Source organism: Haemophilus haemolyticus M19501 (assembly GCF_000222025.1).
Classification (GTDB): Bacteria; Pseudomonadota; Gammaproteobacteria; order Enterobacterales; family Pasteurellaceae; genus Haemophilus; species Haemophilus haemolyticus_G.
On the sequence record NZ_AFQO01000008.1, the window covers coordinates 173594 to 193212 of the forward strand.

Annotated in this window: 17 protein-coding genes, 1 other RNA gene and 1 riboswitch; of the genes, 6 read left to right on the top strand and 12 right to left on the bottom strand. The window is 38.7% G+C overall.

Annotated features, from left to right (window positions below; genetic code table 11):
- Window positions 1–72: 72 nt before the first annotated feature.
- The 6 genes from rnm to GG9_RS03185 form a co-directional block, all read right to left on the bottom strand.
- A complete protein-coding gene (gene rnm, locus GG9_RS03210; protein ID WP_005631873.1) occupies window positions 73–897 on the bottom strand; it encodes an RNase RNM in 825 nt (274 codons plus the stop codon).
- Window positions 897–1916 (bottom strand): quinone-dependent dihydroorotate dehydrogenase, encoded by a 1020-nt coding sequence (gene pyrD, locus GG9_RS03205; RefSeq protein ID WP_005631875.1) that lies wholly within the window; start codon window positions 1914–1916, stop codon window positions 897–899. Before pyrD ends, rnm begins: the two co-directional genes overlap by 1 nt.
- Window positions 1917–2097: 181 nt before the next feature.
- Window positions 2098–4368 carry a 5-methyltetrahydropteroyltriglutamate--homocysteine S-methyltransferase gene (metE, locus tag GG9_RS03200; protein WP_005631877.1) on the bottom strand — a complete coding sequence of 757 codons (2271 nt, stop codon included), beginning with the start codon at window positions 4366–4368 and terminating at the stop codon, window positions 2098–2100.
- Window positions 4369–4567: 199 nt separating this feature from the next.
- Window positions 4568–5428, bottom strand: coding sequence for a BRO family protein (locus GG9_RS03195; RefSeq protein WP_005631879.1), 861 nt, complete (start codon window positions 5426–5428; stop codon window positions 4568–4570).
- Window positions 5429–5461: 33 nt separating this feature from the next.
- Entirely contained in the window at window positions 5462–8071 is a 2610-nt protein-coding gene (pepN, locus tag GG9_RS03190) for an aminopeptidase N (protein WP_005631881.1), read from the bottom strand.
- Between the two features lie 53 nt (window positions 8072–8124).
- Window positions 8125–8469, bottom strand: coding sequence for a type II toxin-antitoxin system HicB family antitoxin (locus GG9_RS03185; RefSeq protein WP_005631883.1), 345 nt, complete (start codon window positions 8467–8469; stop codon window positions 8125–8127).
- A gap of 317 nt (window positions 8470–8786) precedes the next feature.
- On the opposite strand from GG9_RS03185, the gene purE reads away from it, so the two are divergent.
- The 3 genes from purE (at window position 8787) to GG9_RS03170 (ending at window position 11769) form a co-directional block, all read left to right on the top strand.
- On the top strand, window positions 8787–9281 hold the full coding sequence (gene purE, locus GG9_RS03180; RefSeq protein WP_005631885.1) for a 5-(carboxyamino)imidazole ribonucleotide mutase: 495 nt from the start codon (window positions 8787–8789) through the stop codon (window positions 9279–9281).
- A 69-nt stretch (window positions 9282–9350) separates the two neighbouring features.
- Window positions 9351–10439, top strand: coding sequence for a 5-(carboxyamino)imidazole ribonucleotide synthase (gene purK, locus GG9_RS03175; RefSeq protein ID WP_005631886.1), 1089 nt, complete (start codon window positions 9351–9353; stop codon window positions 10437–10439).
- 139 nt (window positions 10440–10578) lie between these two features.
- Window positions 10579–11769 (top strand): amino acid aminotransferase, encoded by a 1191-nt coding sequence (locus tag GG9_RS03170; RefSeq protein ID WP_005631887.1) that lies wholly within the window; start codon window positions 10579–10581, stop codon window positions 11767–11769.
- Between the two features lie 45 nt (window positions 11770–11814).
- Here the strand turns inward: GG9_RS03170 and moaE are convergent, their stop codons facing one another.
- The 4 genes from moaE to moaA form a co-directional block, all read right to left on the bottom strand.
- Window positions 11815–12267: a molybdopterin synthase catalytic subunit MoaE gene (moaE, locus tag GG9_RS03165; protein ID WP_005631888.1), complete on the bottom strand. Its 453-nt coding sequence runs from the start codon at window positions 12265–12267 to the stop codon at window positions 11815–11817.
- Entirely contained in the window at window positions 12268–12513 is a 246-nt protein-coding gene (moaD, locus tag GG9_RS03160; RefSeq protein WP_005631889.1) for a molybdopterin synthase sulfur carrier subunit, read from the bottom strand.
- Between the two features lies 1 nt (window position 12514).
- Window positions 12515–12997, bottom strand: a complete 483-nt coding sequence (gene moaC / locus GG9_RS03155) for a cyclic pyranopterin monophosphate synthase MoaC (protein WP_032825105.1) — start codon at window positions 12995–12997, stop codon at window positions 12515–12517.
- Between the two features lie 88 nt (window positions 12998–13085).
- Window positions 13086–14099 (bottom strand): GTP 3',8-cyclase MoaA, encoded by a 1014-nt coding sequence (gene moaA / locus GG9_RS03150; RefSeq protein ID WP_005631891.1) that lies wholly within the window; start codon window positions 14097–14099, stop codon window positions 13086–13088.
- Window positions 14088–14228: riboswitch (molybdenum cofactor riboswitch) on the bottom strand. (Overlaps the previous gene by 12 nt.)
- Before the next feature lie 315 nt (window positions 14229–14543).
- Here moaA and ytfE point away from each other — a divergent pair.
- On the top strand, window positions 14544–15215 hold the full coding sequence (ytfE, locus tag GG9_RS03145; protein ID WP_005631892.1) for an iron-sulfur cluster repair protein YtfE: 672 nt from the start codon (window positions 14544–14546) through the stop codon (window positions 15213–15215).
- A 76-nt stretch (window positions 15216–15291) separates the two neighbouring features.
- Here the strand turns inward: ytfE and rnpB are convergent.
- An RNA gene (rnpB, locus tag GG9_RS09200) (RNase P RNA component class A) lies at window positions 15292–15668 on the bottom strand.
- Window positions 15669–15829: 161 nt separating this feature from the next.
- Here rnpB and GG9_RS03140 point away from each other — a divergent pair.
- Together GG9_RS03140 and GG9_RS03135 are read left to right on the top strand one after the other, a co-directional pair.
- Window positions 15830–16765, top strand: coding sequence for a KpsF/GutQ family sugar isomerase (locus GG9_RS03140; protein WP_005631893.1), 936 nt, complete (start codon window positions 15830–15832; stop codon window positions 16763–16765).
- A 9-nt stretch (window positions 16766–16774) separates the two neighbouring features.
- Window positions 16775–17317, top strand: coding sequence for a KdsC family phosphatase (locus GG9_RS03135; RefSeq protein ID WP_005631895.1), 543 nt, complete (start codon window positions 16775–16777; stop codon window positions 17315–17317).
- A 131-nt stretch (window positions 17318–17448) separates the two neighbouring features.
- Here the strand turns inward: GG9_RS03135 and yccS are convergent, their stop codons facing one another.
- Window positions 17449–19584, bottom strand: coding sequence for a YccS family putative transporter (yccS, locus tag GG9_RS03130; RefSeq protein WP_005631896.1), 2136 nt, complete (start codon window positions 19582–19584; stop codon window positions 17449–17451).
- Window positions 19585–19619 lie beyond the last annotated feature (35 nt).

Consider the following 19619-nt stretch of genomic DNA (forward strand, 5'->3'; position numbering starts at 1 on the left):
AAAAAATACCTGTTTCCGAATAAATTATTATCAAGGAAACAGGTATTTATTATTTGAACATTCTCTATCTGACTAAAATTTTTCCCAAACTGGGATGACGCCATCAACTAAATCTAAATTTTTTCCTAACTCAACCCAACCACAAGGAAAATGGAAATCAGAACCAACCGATCCCAACAGATCAAATTCTTTTGCCCAACGAGCAAGCATTTGACGCTGATCTTTTGCCTGACCACAATCTGCCATTTCCATGCCATCACCGCCCCAAGCCTTAAAATCGACTATCAACTTACGCACCCATTTCCCAGTCATGTTATAACGCAATGGATGCGCAATAATAGCTATACCGCCTGCGGCATGGATTGTCTCAATCGCCGTGGGAATATCTGTCCATTCAGCTTTAACAAATGCCGATTTTCCTTGCCCTAAATAGCGTTTAAAGGCCTGACCATCATTAGATACCTTACCAATCTGCACCAAATAACGTGCGTAATGAGCACGTGTGACTTCACCATCAGCTAAAGCTTTTGCACCTTCATAAGCATAAGGAATACCTGCTTTTTCTAATTTATCGCCAATTTCCACCGCTCTTTTTTCCCGTAATGCTTTTTGACTTTGCAAAAGTGCGGTCATTTTTGGATGAGTTTTATCGAAGTTTAATCCTACAATATGGATCCCTCGCCCTTCCCAATTTGTCGAGATTTCTACTCCAGTAATCAATTCAATGCCTACTTCTTTCGCTGCAATCTCAGCTTCATCAATACCCGCAATCGTATCGTGATCGCATAATGCCAGCACGTTCACGCCTTGCGCATAAGCACGATGCACTAATTCCGTTGGACTCAACACCCCATCTGATGCCGTGCTGTGGCAATGTAAGTCGTATTTTTTTGTCATTATTTAATATTTTTTACTAATTCTTTTACTAATTTTGGACCGTGATAAATCAATCCTGAATAAACTTGTAACAACTCTGCGCCAGCCTCAATTTTCTCTTGCGCATTTTGCAAGCCATCAATGCCACCGCTACCAATAATCAGAATCTGACCTTTCAGTTCTTGATGTAATCGCTTAATAATCTCTGTGCTTTTATGCTGCAACGGCTTTCCACTTAATCCGCCTTGCTGTTCCGCATTTTTCATCCCCATTACAGTATCACGAGAAATTGTAGTATTGGTTGCAATAACGCCATCCATTTTATGACGAACCAATGTATCCGCAATTTGCACTAATTCACTTTCCGTTAAATCTGGTGCAATTTTTACCGCAATCGGCACATATTTATTGTATTGGTTTGCCAAAATAGCCTGACGATCCTTGATGCTTCGCAATAAATCATCGAAATAATCACCATATTGTAACTGACGCAAATCCGGTGTATTGGGTGATGAAATATTTACCGTAATATAACCTGCGTAGTTATAGGCTTTGTTCAAACAGAAAATATAATCATCTTTGCCTTGTTCCAAAGGTGTGAATTTATTCTTACCAATATTGATACCAATCACGCCTTGATAACGGGCGTTTTTCACATTTTCTATAAGATAGTCAATACCATTATTATTAAAGCCATTACGGTTAATAATGCCTTCAGCTTCAATCAAACGAAACTGACGTGGCTTTGCATTCCCATCTTGTGCAATGGGCGTGACTGTTCCTACTTCGAGAAAACCAAAACCCAATGCACCAAAGCCGTCAATCGCCTCGCCATTTTTATCCGCCCCTGCCGCCAATCCAATGGGATTAGGGAAATTCACCCCCATTACCGTTTTCGGAAAGCCTTTGGGAGGATGAATAAGAGATTTTAAGATCGGTTGAAATAAAGGATTACTGGCTAATTTTAAGCATTGAATCGTGAAATTATGAGCCTTTTCAGCATCCATTTGGAAAATGCCGTGACGGAATAATTGATACATACTCGTTTATCTCTCGGGATAGTTGACTGTAAGAAAGTGCGGTCAATTTTCACCGCACTTTAAAGGGAAGATTGCTCGTATTCTACGAGGAACAAAGATGATGTGCAAATAAAAAACCGAACCCAATCGGATTCGGCTTTAATTATGTTATGTTTGATAATTATTCTTTCTGTATGATTACTTACGCTAATTCCGCACGTAATTTTTTGGTTACATCCACCATCACTTTTAATTGGTCGATGGTTTCTGCCCAACCACGTGTTTTTAAACCACAGTCTGGATTTACCCATAAGCGTTCTTTTGGAATGACATTTAACGCTTTGCGTAATAAGTGTTCAATTTCACCTGCGGTTGGTACACGTGGGCTGTGAATATCATACACACCTGGACCGATGTCATTCGGGTAGTTGAATTTCACGAAGGCATCTAATAATTCCATATCTGAACGTGAAGTTTCAATGGTAATTACGTCCGCATCTAATGCCGAAATGGCAGGTAAGATGTCGTTAAACTCGGAATAACACATGTGAGTGTGAATTTGCGTATCATCTTGCACGCCCATTGAGCTTAAACGGAATGCTTCGCCCGCCCATTGTAAGTATGCATCCCAATCTGCACGTTTAAGTGGTAAACCTTCACGAATGGCTGGCTCATCAATTTGAATGACTTTAATACCCGCTGCTTCTAAATCTAACACTTCATCAGATAATGCTACGCCGATTTGTTTACATACGGTTGAACGTGGAATATCGTTACGCACGAATGACCATTGTAAAATAGTCACTGGACCTGTGAGCATTCCTTTCATTACACGGTTAGTTAAACTTTGTGCATATTGTGACCAACGTACTGTCATTGGCTCTGGGCGAGTTACATCGCCGTAAATTACTGGTGGTTTCACACAACGTGAACCGTAGCTTTGTACCCAACCAAATTTAGTGAAGGCGAAACCATCTAATAATTCCCCAAAGTATTCCACCATGTCGTTACGCTCTGCTTCGCCGTGAACTAACACATCTAAATCTAATTCTTCTTGGCGACGTACTACATATTCGATCTCTTTTTTCATTGCCGCTTCGTAATCTGCTAGAGATAACTCGCCTTTTTTGAAACTTGCACGGGCGTGACGAATTTCAGTCGTTTGCGGGAATGAACCAATGTTTGTAGTTGGAAGAAGCGGTAAATTTAACCACGCATTTTGCTTAACAATACGTTCTGCAAATGGCGATTTACGTTGATCCGCACCTTTTGGCAAGTTTGCTAACCGTTCTGCCACTTCAGGACGATGAATTTCTTTTGAGGTTGCACGTGCATCTGCTGCCGCTTGGCTTGCATCTAATGCTGCTTGTACAGACGCTCTGCCATTATTTAAGGCTTGTTTTAATACATTTAATTCTTCCACTTTTTGTAGTGTGAAAGATAACCAGCTATAAAGTGCGGTATTTTTTTCTTTTAATTGCACTTCCACTTCTAAATCAAATGGGGTGTGCAATAATGAACAGCTTGGTGCAATCCATAAACGCTCGCCTAATTTTGCTTTTAATGGCTCTAATACATCTAACACTTTGTTTAAGTTTGCACGCCAGATATTACGGCCTTCAATCACACCAGCGGATAACACTTTGCTGTAATCATCAAAGGCTGCAAGTTGTTCTGGTGCACGCACTAAATCTAAATGTAAGCCTGCAACAGGTAAGGCTTTTAATAACTCAGCGTGTTGTGCAACGGAACCAAAATAAGTGGCTAGCAATAATTTTGCGTTCACTTTGCTTAATTCAGCGTAAACAGATTTATAGGCTTCAACCCATTCTGTAGGTAAATCTAATGCTAATGCAGGTTCATCAATTTGAATCCACTCTGCTCCTTCAGCTACCAATGCGTTTAAGATTTCAACATAAACAGGCACTAATTGATTTAATAAATCGAAACGGTTAAATGCTTCGCCTTTTTCTTTACCCAACCATAAGAATGTTAATGGGCCAACAATCACTGGTTTGAAGTTTAAACCTAAGGCTTTTGCTTCACGGATTTGGTTTACATAATGTGCTGGATTTGCCTTGAATTGTGTATTTTTATGAAATTCTGGCACGAGATAGTGGTAGTTCGTATCAAACCATTTGGTCATTTCAATTGCGAATTGATCTTTGTTACCACGTGCAAGTTGGAAATATTGATCAAGGGTTAAATTTTGGCTATCAAAACCAAAACGAGCAGGAATTGCCCCTGTTGCCACTTGTAAATCTAAAATATGATCGTAGAACGTGAAATCGCCCACTGCAACAAAATCCGCATTCGCCGCTGCTTGATGTTTCCAGTTTTTTTCACGCAACGCTTTCGCCAAATCTAATAAATCTTGCTCGGCTAATTCTTTACGCCAATAACGTTCTTGTGCGAATTTTAATTCACGTTTTGCCCCTACACGAGGAAAGCCTAAAATATGTGATGTAGTCATAATAACTCCCGTTTTAAAGTAATCTTCTTAATCATTTAGACGGCTAAACGTCTGTACAGGTATAGAATGCGTCATCTCAGTGTATTATGCAAACTTATTATTTTCAGGATTTGTATGAAATAAATTAATAATCAAACCGTGTATAAAACAAAGGGGCATACTAAATGCCCCAAAAACTATTGCAAAATTTACCGCACTTTTATGCATTTTCATCCTTATTCTGAATTTCTTTTATTACATCGCCAATTAATCGACCAAAATCAACGGCATTTTTAGAAGTAATAACAGGCTGTCCCGTTTCTTGTTCTAACGTCTCTTTCGCAATTTTTGCGACATTGCCTCCCCTTTTAGCGACTCTTTTATTTTCTTCAAAACCTTGAGGATTTGATGTATTAGCAATATCTTTGGTAGCGGTTTCCGCAAGCATATTTAAGATTAATTCAGTGGTGGACATATTGTCTCTTAAATTTTGTTTTTTCAGCCCTTTAAAATCTTTATATTCTCTTGTCGTCATTCCACTCCATGCTTTGGAAATTTCATTGGTAAGAATGGCATATTCTTTCCCTTCAGCTACGCCATGAGCTTGCCAAGTATCTGTAAGCTCTTTTCTTACTTGTATGGCTTGCAGCCTTTGATTAATCCATTCTCGGCTATAACCTTTTTGAAGATAAGTTTCTAAGGCTCTATCAATGGTTAATTCAGGATCAATGATTTCATCAATTCTGTCTTTACCGACTTCAGCTAACCACATTTTGAAAGGTTCCGCTTTAGGTGAGGGAACAGATTGAATAATGCGGAAAATGCCTTGCATATCAGCAACATCAGTTTTGTACATTTTACCGTCTTTAGGTGATTTCATTTTCAGTTGGTTACAATATGTAACCGACTCACTTCCTTCATCTTTCAATCTCTTTTTCAATACTTTCCAATAGTTATTTGGATTTTCACTCTCAGTCAAAACCCCTACTACATCCACCACAGAAAAATACCATTCTTCTTTTTCATTATCCCAAATAGAACGGATTTCATTTCCTTCAAACAATTTAATTTTATTATCCAAGCTAATTTTCCTTTTAATCTTCACCAACTCAACTTACTGTAACGCTTTCTCAATTTTTTCAAATAAATCTTTTGAAAGATTTTCTACGACGCTTAGGCGTTCTAAAGCACGTTTCATCAGCGTTTGGCGTTGGGTATCAAAGCGAGAAAAACGAATTAATGGCTCGATTAAGCGTGCAGCTACTTGCGGGTTGCTTTCATTTAAACGGATTAACACATCCGTTAAGAAACGATAGCCTGCTCCGCTTACATTGTGGAAGGCTTTTAAGTTGTGATTTGCAAAGCTACCTACTAATGAGCGTAAACGGTTTGGATTGTTGAAGTTAAAACTTGGGTGATCCATTAATAACTGAATAATTTCCAATACATTTTCATCTGGACGAGTGGCTTGTAATGCAAACCATTTATCCATCACTAATCCATCGTGTTGCCATTTTTGTTCAAAATCAGCTAATAACGTATCTCTGCAAGGTAATGCCGCTTTAGTTGCAACACTTAATGCCGCCAATATATCTGTCATATTATTCGCATTATTGTAGTATTTTTGCACTAGGTTGTTACCCAAATTGGTATAAGCCAAATAAGTTAAACAAAGATTACGCATTGCACGCAAGGCGATGTCTTGTTGCGTAACTTGATACTCATCAAGGCGAATATGGGTATAAACACGCAAGAAATCATCTTTTAAAGTCTCGGCAATTTGTGCTTGCATAAATGCTCTTGCGGCTGAAATACCATCAGGATCAATGGTTTTGAAACCTTCAGCAAATTCCATTTCTTTTGGAAGGGTGAGAATTAAGGTCGCCAGTTCAATATCTTTCTCATAATGGTTCAGAACATGAGAAAGTGCGGTCAACATTTCAGGGGAAATTTCTAGTTCCTCGCTTTGTTGAAAACGCACAACATTACGACGTAATTCTTGCGCAAATAGCATTTGTGCCGCATCCCAACGGATAAATTGATTATCTGCAAATTTCATCAAGCCTAATAACTGTTCCGTTTTATAATCATAATCAAGTTTTACTGGCGCAGAAAAATCACATAATAATGCTGGAATTGGACGACCATAAATGCCATGAAACTCAAAGACTTGGTCTTTTTCAGTAACATTTAATACATCACTCAACAATTCGCCATTATATTGTAGCATTTGTTTCGTGCCATTCGCATCATAAAGCGCGATTTTTAATGGAATATGTAAATTCACTTTTTCCATTTGATCTGCGGTTGGCGGTGTGGATTGTGAAACCGTTAAACGATAAGTATGCGTTTTTTCGTCATACGCATCGCTAATCAATAATTCTGGTGTACCCGATTGGCTATACCAACGGCGGAACTGGTTTAAATCGAGGTTATTTGCTCGTTCCATGGCAGAAACAAAATCTTCACAGGTTGCCGCTTTTCCATCGTTTTCAGCAATATAAAGTTGCATGCCTTTTTGGAAACCTTGTTCACCTAATAAAGTGTGCAACATACGAATCACTTCTGCCCCTTTTTCATATACGGTCACTGTATAGAAGTTATTCATTTCAATGACTTTTTCAGGGCGAATTGGGTGTGACATTGGGCTTGCATCTTCGGCAAATTGCACAGTGCGTAAAAATTTCACATTATTAATGCGATTCACGGCACGCGAACCTGTATCTGAAGAAAACTCTTGATCACGGAAAACTGTTAAGCCTTCTTTCAAACTTAACTGGAACCAATCTCGGCAAGTCACACGATTGCCTGTCCAGTTATGGAAATATTCGTGTGCAATCACGCTTTCAATGGCAAGATAATCTTCATCGGTTGCCGTTTGTGGATTGGCCAACACAAATTTAGAGTTAAAGATATTTAACCCTTTATTTTCCATTGCGCCCATATTGAAGAAGTCCACTGCAACGATCATGTAAATATCTAAGTCATATTCTAAATTAAAGCGATCTTCATCCCATTTCATCGCTTTTTTCAGACTTTCCATTGCCCAAGTTGCACGGTTAAGATTGCCACGATCCACATAAAGCTCTAACGCAACTTCTCGCCCACTTTTGGTGATGAATTTATCTTGTAATAAATCAAAATCCCCCGCCACTAAAGCGAATAAATAGCTTGGTTTCGGGAATGGATCGTTCCATTCCACCCAATGACGACCATCTTCTAATTCACCACTTGCAATGCGGTTGCCATTAGAAAGCAAGTAAGGATATTTGGTTTTATCTGCGGTAATTTTGGTTGTATAACGCGCCAGCACATCAGGACGATCAAGCATATAAGTGATTTGACGGAAACCTTCCGCCTCGCATTGCGTACAAATGCCCTCTCCAGACTGATATAGCCCTTGTAATGACGTATTTTCGGCTGGTACAAGGAAGGTCACAATTTCAAGTTCAAATTCTGCCGCACTTTTACCTTTTAAATCGAGCGTTAAACTCTCGCCATCTTGTTGATAGGCAGAAAATGGCTCACCATTAAATTTAATAGAGGAAAACTGGAAACTATGCCCATCTAAACGTAAAGAAGTCGCTTCATCATTTAAGCGTTGGAATTTTGTGGTTGCGGTTACCACTGTGTGTTTAGGATCGAGTTGAAAATCTAAATAAATGTCTGTGACCGTAAAATCTGGTTGTTTGTAATCTTTTCTATATTTTGCTTTGGCTAACATAATTTGCCCTACTTTGAAGAAAGAAAATGTGAATATGATATCGTTACGTTTTGTTATCTTAAACTTGGTTTTTCACGAAAAATTTTTTCTTGAATCGCTTCCGTCACAAAAGCATTAAGTGAACGATCGCCTGCTATTATCGTAGCTTCTCGATGCAATTCCTCGCCAATTCGTACATTAAATACACCTTTAAAAGGCTTATTCGGTTCTTTACCTAATTCCAAACAATCTTGTAAATATAACTCAACAGATTGACGAAATTCTTTTTCTAGCTCAGATAATGACTCTGCTTCGTAAGTCACTAAATCACGAATGTAAGCAAGTTTGCCAAATAATATATTGTTTTCTAAATCCGCCTCAATCGTGCCAACATAACCTTTATAATTTAATAACTTCATAGAATACCTACCTGTTTTAATGATTCTTTCACTGACTTTAAAGCACCGCCTTTAATATAATTTTCAGTTGTAGGGTGGGCTTCAGCCCACCTTTGTTATGGCTAAATGGATAAAAAACGGTGGGCTAAATGAATAAAAACGGTGGGCTAAAGCCCACCCTACGATCTATTCTTATAAAAATTGTGCTTAGGATAAAATTTTATCCTTAAAGTTGCAATGGTATTTTCCTATAAAACCCATTTAGCAAACGTTTGCCTGATATATGTAAGATGTGCTATTCTACGCCACGTTTTTAATTAAAAAATTGAGAAAATAGCATGTCAAAAATTGCACAAATTGCCATTGTGATGGGTTCCAAAAGCGATTGGGCTACCATGCAAGAGGCAACTCAGATTTTAGATGAATTAAAAGTACCTTATCATGTGGAAGTCGTCTCTGCTCATCGTACGCCTGATAAACTTTTTGAATTTGCCGAAAATGCACAAAAAAATGGCTACAAAGTAATTATTGCTGGTGCAGGCGGTGCGGCACATTTACCCGGTATGATCGCAGCGAAAACACTTGTGCCAGTGCTGGGAGTGCCAGTAAAAAGTTCTATGTTAAGCGGCATAGATAGTCTTTATTCAATTGTGCAAATGCCAAAAGGAATCCCAGTCGGAACATTAGCAATTGGCCCTGCGGGTGCGGCAAATGCTGGATTATTAGCCGCACAAATTCTAGCAAGTTGTGATGCAGAATTGCTTTCACGCTTGCAATCTTTCCGTGAAAGACAAACGAGTAATGTGCTTGATAATCCCGATCCACGCACATAAAAACATCTTTAGATCTGACCGCACTTTTAAAGTGCGGTTGTTTTTTTCGTAAATTTAACAAGAAATATTATGCAAAACTCCACCTTATACCCAACCGTTTATGTACTCGGCAACGGACAACTCGGCAGAATGTTACGTTACGCGGGCGCACCTTTAGATATTTATGTTGAACCCTTAGCCTTCAATGCGCCAGTTTTTGATTTACCTGAAAATGCGATCATCACGGCGGAAATTGAACGCTGGGAAAAAACGCCTTTGACTGAATTACTCGGCAATCATAAAAACTTCGTCAATCAACATGTATTTGGATTATTGGCCGATCGTTTTACCCAAAAATCTTTACTGGATGAGCTCAATCTCTCTACCTCGCCTTGGTGTTTATTAAAAGATAAAACGCAATGGAATGATGTTTTCCAAACTGTTGGCGAGAAAGTTGTCGTTAAACGCAGAACAGGCGGATATGATGGACGTGGTCAATGGATTATCAGCGATGAAAATAAAGCGGATATCACCGATGAATTATTCGGTGAAGTGATCGCAGAAAAATTTATTCCTTTCGATTATGAAGTTTCTATTGTAGGCGCAAGATTTAAAAATGGCGAAAAACGTTTTTATCCCGTTACACATAACCTGCAACAAAACGGTATTTTGCGTTACAGTGTGGTTGATAGTGCTTTTCCTCAACAATCCACCCAACAAAATCAAGCAGAAGCCATGCTAGGCAAAATTATGGATAAATTAGGCTATATTGGTGTAATGGCAATGGAATGTTTTGTTGTAGGCGACAAATTATTGATTAACGAACTTGCGCCTCGTGTACATAACAGTGGGCATTGGACACAACTGGGATGCTCGATTAGCCAATTTGAATTACATTTACGTGCGCTACTTGATTTGCCAACGCCTGACTTACAAACTTTCGCCCCTAGTGTGATGGTGAATTTAATCGGCACAAACCATAATCCAACATGGCTTAATACGCCATTTGCACAACTTCATTGGTACGGTAAAGAAGTCAGAACTGGGCGTAAGGTTGGGCATATCAATCTTTCTCATCCTAATAAAGCGGTCATTATTCAACAATTAGAAAAACTCCGCACTGAGTTACCAGAAGATTATCAATCGGGATTAAATTGGGCGATTGAAAAACTAAAATAATGTAAAAAATGACCGCACTTTTTGATGAATATTTAAAAATATCAAAGTGCGGTTAATTTTTATAAAAATCTTTCTTGATAAAACAAAACGGCTGAAGTATAAAATTATCCACCACACAACACATACATAAGGAAAAGCTATGTTTGAACATATCAAAGCGGCACCAGCCGATCCAATATTAGGCTTAGGCGAAGCATTCAAATCCGAAACGCGCGAAAATAAAATCAACTTGGGTATTGGCGTTTATAAAGATGCGCAAGGCACAACCCCGATTATGCGTGCGGTAAAAGAAGCTGAAAAACGCTTATTTGATAAGGAAAAAACGAAGAATTATCTGACTATCGATGGTATTGCTGATTATAACGAACGTACAAAAGCACTACTTTTCGGTAAAGATTCTGAAATCATTAAATCTAATCGTGCGAGAACAGTACAAAGTTTAGGCGGAACAGGCGCATTACGCATTGCGGCAGAATTTATTAAACGTCAAATCAAAGCACAAAATGTGTGGATCAGCACACCAACATGGCCAAACCACAATGCTATTTTCAATGCGGTGGGCATGACGATTCGTGAATATCGTTATTATGATGCTGAACGCAAGGCCCTTGACTGGGAACATTTACTTGAAGATTTAAGCCAAGCAAGCGAAGGTGATGTGGTGCTTTTACACGGCTGCTGCCACAACCCAACTGGCATTGATCCAACCCCTAAACAATGGCAAGAATTAGCCGCACTTTCGGCGAAAAACGGCTGGTTGCCGCTCTTTGACTTTGCTTATCAAGGTTTAGCCAATGGCTTAGATGAAGATGCTTACGGTTTACGTGCTTTTGCAGCAAATCATAAAGAATTATTAGTGGCAAGTTCATTCTCGAAAAACTTTGGTTTATACAATGAGCGTGTGGGTGCCTTTACCCTTGTGGCTGAAAATGCAGAAATTGCTTCAACGGCATTAACACAGGTGAAATCAATTATTCGCACACTCTACTCTAACCCAGCTTCTCACGGTGGCGCAACGGTCGCAACCGTATTAAATGATCCACAACTTCGCCAAGAATGGGAAAATGAATTAACTGAAATGCGTGAACGTATCAAAAAAATGCGTCATTTATTCGTTCAGTTATTAAAAGAATACGGTGCAGAACAAGATTTCAGCTTTATCATGGAACAAAATGGTATGTTCTCTTTCAGCGGTTTATCGCCTGAACAAGTTGATCGCTTAAAAGAAGAATTTGCGATTTATGCTGTTCGTTCTGGTCGTATCAATGTAGCGGGTATTACTGAAGATAATATTCGTTATTTATGTGAAAGTATTGTGAAAGTACTTTAATTCATAAAAAGCAAAAGTGCGGTTAAGTTTAACCGCACTTTGTCATTACCACTTCTCTAACGCTTCTTTATCGCTTTCTCTCGCTTCAATCCAACGTTCACCTTGATTGGTTTGTTCTTTTTTCCAGAACGGTGCTTTGGATTTTAAGAAGTCCATAATAAATTCGTTAGCATGATAAGCATCACCTCGATGAGCAGAACTGATACCGACTAAAACAATTTCATCACCAGTATGTAAAAGTCCAACACGATGAATAACCGACACCCGCTGGATATCCCAACGGGCTTTTGCTTGTTCAACAATTTCACGTAAGGCTTTTTCTGTCATGGCAGGATAATGTTCTAAGTATAAGCTAGATACCTCATCGCCTAAATTAAGATCGCGAACTTTACCCACGAAAATAACCGTTGCGCCAACTGAATGTTGCTCAGAAAGCCATTGATAAACGGCATTTTGATCAAAAGGTTGTTCTTGTACTGAAATTTGAATATCCGTCATTTAGCCCCCCGTTACAGGTGGGAAAAATGCAATTTCATCCCCATTTTTGACCGCACTTTCTAGTGGCATCAAGGTTTGATTAATTGCCACTAAAAGTTTGCCTTTTTCCAGTGCCAATGCCCACTTATCGCCTTTTTGAGCAAGGTGTTCACGCACCGCTTCCGCAGTGGCAAAATCATCTTCTAATTGAATGGCATCAATGCCAATTAATTCACGAGTTTGAGCAAAAAATAAAATATTTAACATATTATTTTTCCTCCGCAATAAAATGGCCAGATTTTCCACCGCTCTTTTCTAACAGGCGAACGTGCTCAATCACTATGTCTTTTTGTACGGCTTTACACATATCGTAAATGGTTAAAGCTGCCACACTTGCAGCCGTTAATGCTTCCATTTCTACGCCGGTTTTTCCGGTTAATTTACAAAGAGATTGAATACGAACTTGATTGGTTTCAAGTAACGGTTCTAAATTCACTTCTACTTTAGAAAGAAGCAATGGATGGCAAAGCGGAATAAGTTCCCAAGTACGTTTTGCCGCTTGAATGCCCGCAATACGAGCAGTAGCAAATACATCGCCTTTGTGATATTTTCCTTCCACGATCATAGCAAGGGTTTCTTTTGACATGGTGACAATGGCTTCAGCACGAGCTTCACGAACCGTCTCTGCTTTTGCAGAAACATCCACCATATTGGCTTCGCCTTGAGAATTGATATGCGTAAATGTAGTCATAATAAAATAAAGTGCGGTTAAAATATTGAATGTTTTACATGTGTGACGAAAGCAAAATAAGTGAACAGTAAAAGTCACCTATTTTCTTTTAGCCACCGATAGAAGCTAAATGATTTCTTACGCCACTATCACCGATATGCAAATAATGATGTTCACGTTTGCCTTGCAGAGCAGAAAAAATACGTGCTTGCAAAATATCCTGCTGTTCATGGGATTGCAATAAATCACGTAATTCAATGCCTTCTTCGCCGAATAAACAAAGATGAAGTTTGCCCTTCGCTGATACTCTAAGACGATTACAGCTTGCGCAGAAATTCTTCTCATAAGGCATAATTAAGCCAATTTCGCCTGTATAATCAGGATGCGTAAATACTTTAGCTGGGCCATCCGTGTGGGATTTATGCTGTAATGTCCAACCATTTTTCAGCAATTTATCGGCTAAGACTTGTCCTGAAAGATGGAATTTATCAAAGAAACTGTCCATTTCACCCGTTTGCATGAGTTCGATAAAGCGCATTTGAATTGGGCGATCTTTCACCCATACAAGGAATTGCTCAAACTCTTTGTCATTCAAATTTTTCATCAAAACTGAATTTACTTTAATTTTGTTGTAGCCCACTTCAAATGCACGATCGATACCACGCATCACGTCATCAAATTTATTGATGCCTGTAATTTGATGGAACATTTTTGGATCTAAGCTATCAACACTGACGTTAATAGATGTAATTCCTGCTTTTTTCCAATCAGCCACATCTTTTGCCATGCGATAGCCATTTGTCGTGACAGCTAATTGACGAATGCCATCAATATTAGCAATGCTTTCAGCAATAGAAATAAAATCTTTACGTAAAGTCGGTTCGCCACCCGTTAAACGGATTTTCTCTGTGCCCATTTCAGCAAACGCTTGAGCAAGATGGGTGATTTCTTTTAAGGTTAAGAAACTTGGTTTGTTAGCTTCGGGTTGATAACCATCAGGCAAACAATAGGTACAACGAAAATTACACTGATCGGTAATCGACAGTCGTAGATAGTAATATTGACGTTGGAAAGGATCGACTAAGCGAGACTCTCCTACGTTCTTGATAGGAATGGATTGCATTTTACACCTTTCTAAATATGGAGAGGATAAACCGTTTCCAGCGTATCCCTGAATAACGTACCGCGTTATTGGCTTGTCGCCGTATTTCTATGAAACTTAGGCCAAACAAGCTCGGAGTTATGCGTTAAATTTAATTTGTCGTCATTCTAAAAGATTTCACTTCATAAACACAATCAATAATATTGATGAAAATCAGTATTTTCCTAAATTCTTAAAAATCAATTATATAAAAAAATACATAATGAATTTAAGGCCGACTCATTAGTGATAATTAATCCTATTTATGTAAATAACCATAAATTTTGACCTGATTATTATGAGGTATTTTTATTGATTTAAATCATAATTTAATCAATAAATAAACCTCTCTACTTTTCATAATTAAAAAAATATCCTACTATTTTTATCGGATTTATTTTTACTTAATCAATATAGGAGTGATTTATGTCTTTTGCCCAACAAAAACTTAGCGAGCTCGCTGTTTCAATTCCAGGTGCAACTAAAATTTTTCGTGAATATGATTTAGATTTTTGCTGCGGGGGTTCTGTATTATTAGAAGTCGCGGCACAACAAAAGAATCTTAACCTTGCTGAAATTGAAAAACGTTTAACTGATTTACAACAAAGTAAAGCAGAAAATAATGATAAAGATTGGACTTCAGCATCTTATGCAGAAATGATCGAGCATATTGTTGCCCGTTTTCACAATCGCCACCGTGAACAACTCCCTGAATTAATTACATTGGCGGAGAAAGTTGAAAATGTACATGGTGATCGTGATGACTGCCCTGTCGGCGTAGCCGCACAGTTAGAAAAAATTTATGCTGAACTTAGCCAGCATTTAATGAAAGAAGAACAAATTTTGTTCCCTATGATCAAAATGGGAAATTATGCTATGGCCTCAATGCCAATTCGTGTAATGGAAATGGAACACGATGAAGCAGGGCAAGATGTGGAAGTGATCAAATCGCTTACTAATAACTGCACGCCACCGGCAGATGCTTGTTTCAGTTGGAAAGCCTTATATAGCGGTATTAATGAATTTATTGATGATTTAATGCACCATATTCATTTGGAAAATAATATTTTATTTCCACGTGTATTAAACGAAAAATAATTTAATATTCGTCAAAAAATAACCGCACTTTAATCTATTCTGAAAAACAAACTAAAGTGCGGTCATTTCTATAAAAATTTTGAGTTGGTCGATAAGCCGAGTTCTGTCGTGGACAATCATTCCTCTAGGCGACAAATTACTTTGCCGCTCAAGCAACCTACCCGAATCCTGAGCGGGCCACTCATTGGATTCCTATTTGGTCTTGCTACGAGTGGAGTTTACCCTGCTGCCAACCGTTACCGGAGGCACGGTGCGCTCTTACCGCACCCTTTCACCCTTACCGTTTACACGGCGGTCTGCTCTCTGTTGCACTGGTCGTCGGCTCACGCCGCCCGGACGTTATCCGGCACTCTGCCCTGTGTAGCTCGGACTTTCCTCTCGTTTACTTGTCCCACTAGGTCGTATAAATACGGTTAAGGGCTTCAATAAACCAGCGATTGTCTAACCAACTCGGCGCGTAGTATAGGGGCAATAATTAGTGCGGTCAATAAAATCCCCAATTTTTGAATATTGCTTCATCAATCTTATCAACAATAATGCCTAATTTTTCATTCGTATTTTTTTATGATTCCGCTAAAATAACGCCAATTTCAACCGCTCTTTTAGGAAGAAGAATGAACTATCTAAAAATTGCACAGGATTCCCTTTCAGTAGAAAGCAACGCACTTTTGCAACTCAGCCAACGTTTAGGTGAAGATTTTAATCAAGTCGTAGATTTAATCCTTGCTTGCGAAGGACGCTTAGTCATCGGCGGGATAGGGAAATCTGGTTTAATCGGTAAAAAAATGGTGGCTACCTTTGCCTCTACGGGCACGCCAAGTTTCTTTTTACATCCGACAGAAGCCTTCCACGGTGATTTAGGTATGTTGAAACCAATTGATATCGTGATGTTAATTTCCTATAGCGGTGAAACCGATGATGTCAATAAACTGATTCCAAGTTTAAAAAATTTTGGTAATAAAATTATTGCCGTGACGAGTAACAAAAATTCCACACTCGCACGTCACGCAGATTATGTTCTAGATATTACTGTTGAGCGTGAAGTGTGTCCAAATAATCTCGCGCCAACAACATCCGCACTTGTGACGCTTGCACTTGGTGATGCACTCGCCGTATCGCTCATTACGGCACGCAATTTCCAACCCGCTGACTTTGCCAAATTCCATCCAGGTGGCAGTCTTGGTCGTCGTTTATTATGTAAAGTGAAAGATCAAATGCAAACTCGCCTACCAACAATTTTACCCACTACCAATTTTACTGACTGTCTCACAGTCATGAATGAAGGTCGAATGGGCGTTGCCTTGGTGATGGAAAATGAGCAACTTAAAGGCATTATCACTGATGGCGATATTCGCCGCGCGCTTACAGCCAATGGTGCAGAAACGCTGAATAAAACAGCCAAAGACTTTATGACAAGTTCACCAAAAACTATTCATCAAGACGAATTTTTATCAAAAGCAGAAGACTTTATGAAAGCGAAAAAAATTCACTCGCTAGTCGTTGTTAATGATGAAAATCACGTGGTTGGTTTAGTGGAATTTTCAAGCTAAGGAATTTCAATGCAACAAAAATTAGAAAACATTAAATTTGTCATTACTGATGTAGATGGTGTACTCACCGATGGACAACTTCATTATGATGCCAATGGTGAAGCCATCAAAAGCTTTCACGTGCGCGATGGTTTAGGCATAAAAATGCTGATGGATGCAGGTATTCAAGTGGCTGTGCTTTCTGGTCGCGACTCCCCTATTTTACGTCGTCGCATTGCCGATCTTGGCATTAAATTATACTTTCTTGGCAAACTTGAAAAAGAAACGGCTTGTTTTGATCTTATGAAACAAGCAGGCGTCACAGCCGAACAGACCGCTTATATTGGCGATGATAGCGTAGATCTCCCCGCCTTTGCAGCGTGTGGAATTTCTTTTGCTGTGGCAGATGCCCCTATTTATGTGAAAAATGCCGTTGATTATGTACTTTCCACCCATGGCGGAAAAGGTGCCTTCCGAGAAATGTCCGATATGATTTTACAGGCACAGGGAAAATCTTCTGTGTTTGATAGCGCCCAAGGTTTCCTGAAATCAGTGAAAAACATGGGACAGTAATAACTAATTCGTCAGTGTTATTGCTTAATAAAAAATAAAGTGCGGTTAATTTTCAAGGAGTTTTAAAATCTCTCAAAAATCAACCGCACTTTTATATTTATAACGATCCTATGCTTTGATAGCTTATCCTTTTAACAAGACTCTTTCCTAAAATACTCATAGAACTGCGGTAAGAGTTGCGTAATCAAATTTAATTGCTGATACGGCAAACTAAAGACGGCGCGTTCTTCGGCAGTCATGTCTTGTTTTTCCAATTCTTTTAAATGTGTTTCAATACGTTCTTGCTGTTGGTTAAAAATAGCTTCAGGTATTTCTTCAATGTGTTCTAAAGTATAGATAATTTTCTTTGCTACAGGATAAAAACCAGATAAAAACTGTGCGGTCTGTTGCAAATTTTTCATTCTGTCGCGATAAGCGCCAAGGGCCGAAATATAGCTTAATAAAGAATAATTAAGCTTGAGCAAATCAAAACCTTTCTGTAAATATGCCTTGTATTTCACTGGCTCATTATTCATATTAGAAAGTGTTGTACTCAGTGCGGCTGCATATTGATGCGCATTACGACGTGCTATGCGATATTTAAGATCGTCACTTTTACCAAATTGCAATTGACTAATAATATGCAATAAATACACCGCATCACTACGCAATGCTTGATGACTCACTTTATCAAGTTGCAAATATTTCCAATCTGGCCATAAGTAAGATACGGCAAACCATGAAATCACGGCACCAAGTAAAGTATCAAGTAAACGAGGCATTAATGCGGCTGCCGTATCGAATCCCATGACATCAAAACTGAGCAATACTTGTAGTGTGATGAAAAAGGTCGAGAAACTGTAATTATTACTGCGGAAGAAAAAAAACAGCGTGCTTGTAAGCACCACAAGACCTAGTTTTAATTCTAAGGTTGGATTTAAATAAGGTAATAAAGACCCCACCACTACGCCTAATATCGTGCCAATAATACGCTGACGTAAACGTACTTTAGTTGCAGAATAATTTGGCTGGCACACAAATACAGTGGTCAATAAAATCCAATAACCAAGATTAAATTGGAAAAACTCGACAATTGCACAGCATAAAAATACCACAATAGATAAGCGGACTGCATGACGGAACAACGGCGACTCAAAAGTAAAATGGCTAAAAATCACCGCACTTATATTTTTTAACCCCGTGATCTGTTCCGTATGAATTTGAGCTAATTGTTCTGTATCTGTCGTTTCTTGTCCCAACTGGCGAAGTTGCCAGTTGATACTTTGTAAATTATCTAACAAGGTTTGAATATCAATCAGTTCATCTTGATCATTGAGATGTTGTGCTTTATATAGTTCAAAGGAATGCAATGTACCTAAAAGTGCACGTTCGACACGTTCATTAAAATGATAAGGTTTATTTTCACGCAAACTCGCCGTAATTTCTTTACACGATTGTGCTTGTAGCTCTAGCAAACGTTGAATACGGAAAATCAAATCTGTATTTTTTAGTTTTTCCGTTATTTGTTGATAATCAAAATGCGTTGAATTGACGCGCTCATGAATGTCTTGCGCGGCAAAATAATAACGTAACATTCTCTGGGTTCGAGGATGGCGATGTTGCCCTCTAATACGGTAAAAAAGTGCGGTGCGCACAATATTAAATGCCGTGACAACATTCGCATTTTTCATTGCGAAATTAAGATGTTTTTTTTCAATCTCAGCCACTTCGTCAGGATCAAAAAAACAGGATTTAGTATCTAAATATTCGCCCAACGCACAAAACGCTTTAGCGACACTTTCTTGCACGGGGCGATTTGGGAAAAACAGGTAAACAATGATAGCGACCACACTATAAAGCAAAGTACCGCATAAAATCATTACGGGATTAATAAACCATACATTTCCTTCAGGCACATAAGTCAATGTGGTATAAAGCGCAACCACTAATGAACCAAAAGCAATGGTACTATAACGCTGACCCACGGCGCCAATCATGGTGAAAATAAATGTCAGCACCGTCATTAACACAATATATTGGATAGGCTTACCGATATGTAACTGCACAATAAAGGATGAAATAGAAAAGGCAATGAGCGTAAAAAATACGTTTTTCAATCGTCCAGTTAAACGGTTATCCAAATCCACCAAACCACCTGCAATGATCCCTAGAATCAAAGGCATTGATTGAGAAGAAATATCAAAAGCCCATATTCCCACTGCCGCAATATTTACGGCAATAAAAACAGGAATCGCAGCGATTACTTTGGCATTTAACCGAATATTCATTTCAAATCCTTATCAAAATAGAAAAGTGAGCAACA

Bases quoted from the DNA above. Each gene is read 5' to 3' on its own strand.
- rnm (WP_005631873.1), bottom strand. From the start codon at position 897: ATGACAAAAAAATACGACTTACATTGCCACAGCACGGCATCAGATGGG.
- pyrD (WP_005631875.1), bottom strand. From the start codon at position 1,916: ATGTATCAATTATTCCGTCACGGCATTTTCCAAATGGATGCTGAAAAG.
- metE (WP_005631877.1), bottom strand. From the start codon at position 4,368: ATGACTACATCACATATTTTAGGCTTTCCTCGTGTAGGGGCAAAACGT.
- pepN (WP_005631881.1), bottom strand. From the start codon at position 8,071: ATGTTAGCCAAAGCAAAATATAGAAAAGATTACAAACAACCAGATTTT.
- GG9_RS03185 (WP_005631883.1), bottom strand. From the start codon at position 8,469: ATGAAGTTATTAAATTATAAAGGTTATGTTGGCACGATTGAGGCGGAT.
- purE (WP_005631885.1), top strand. From the start codon at position 8,787: ATGTCAAAAATTGCACAAATTGCCATTGTGATGGGTTCCAAAAGCGAT.
- purK (WP_005631886.1), top strand. From the start codon at position 9,351: ATGCAAAACTCCACCTTATACCCAACCGTTTATGTACTCGGCAACGGA.
- GG9_RS03170 (WP_005631887.1), top strand. From the start codon at position 10,579: ATGTTTGAACATATCAAAGCGGCACCAGCCGATCCAATATTAGGCTTA.
- moaE (WP_005631888.1), bottom strand. From the start codon at position 12,267: ATGACGGATATTCAAATTTCAGTACAAGAACAACCTTTTGATCAAAAT.
- moaD (WP_005631889.1), bottom strand. From the start codon at position 12,513: ATGTTAAATATTTTATTTTTTGCTCAAACTCGTGAATTAATTGGCATT.
- moaC (WP_032825105.1), bottom strand. From the start codon at position 12,997: ATGACTACATTTACGCATATCAATTCTCAAGGCGAAGCCAATATGGTG.
- moaA (WP_005631891.1), bottom strand. From the start codon at position 14,099: ATGCAATCCATTCCTATCAAGAACGTAGGAGAGTCTCGCTTAGTCGAT.
- ytfE (WP_005631892.1), top strand. From the start codon at position 14,544: ATGTCTTTTGCCCAACAAAAACTTAGCGAGCTCGCTGTTTCAATTCCA.
- GG9_RS03140 (WP_005631893.1), top strand. From the start codon at position 15,830: ATGAACTATCTAAAAATTGCACAGGATTCCCTTTCAGTAGAAAGCAAC.
- GG9_RS03135 (WP_005631895.1), top strand. From the start codon at position 16,775: ATGCAACAAAAATTAGAAAACATTAAATTTGTCATTACTGATGTAGAT.
- yccS (WP_005631896.1), bottom strand. From the start codon at position 19,584: ATGAATATTCGGTTAAATGCCAAAGTAATCGCTGCGATTCCTGTTTTT.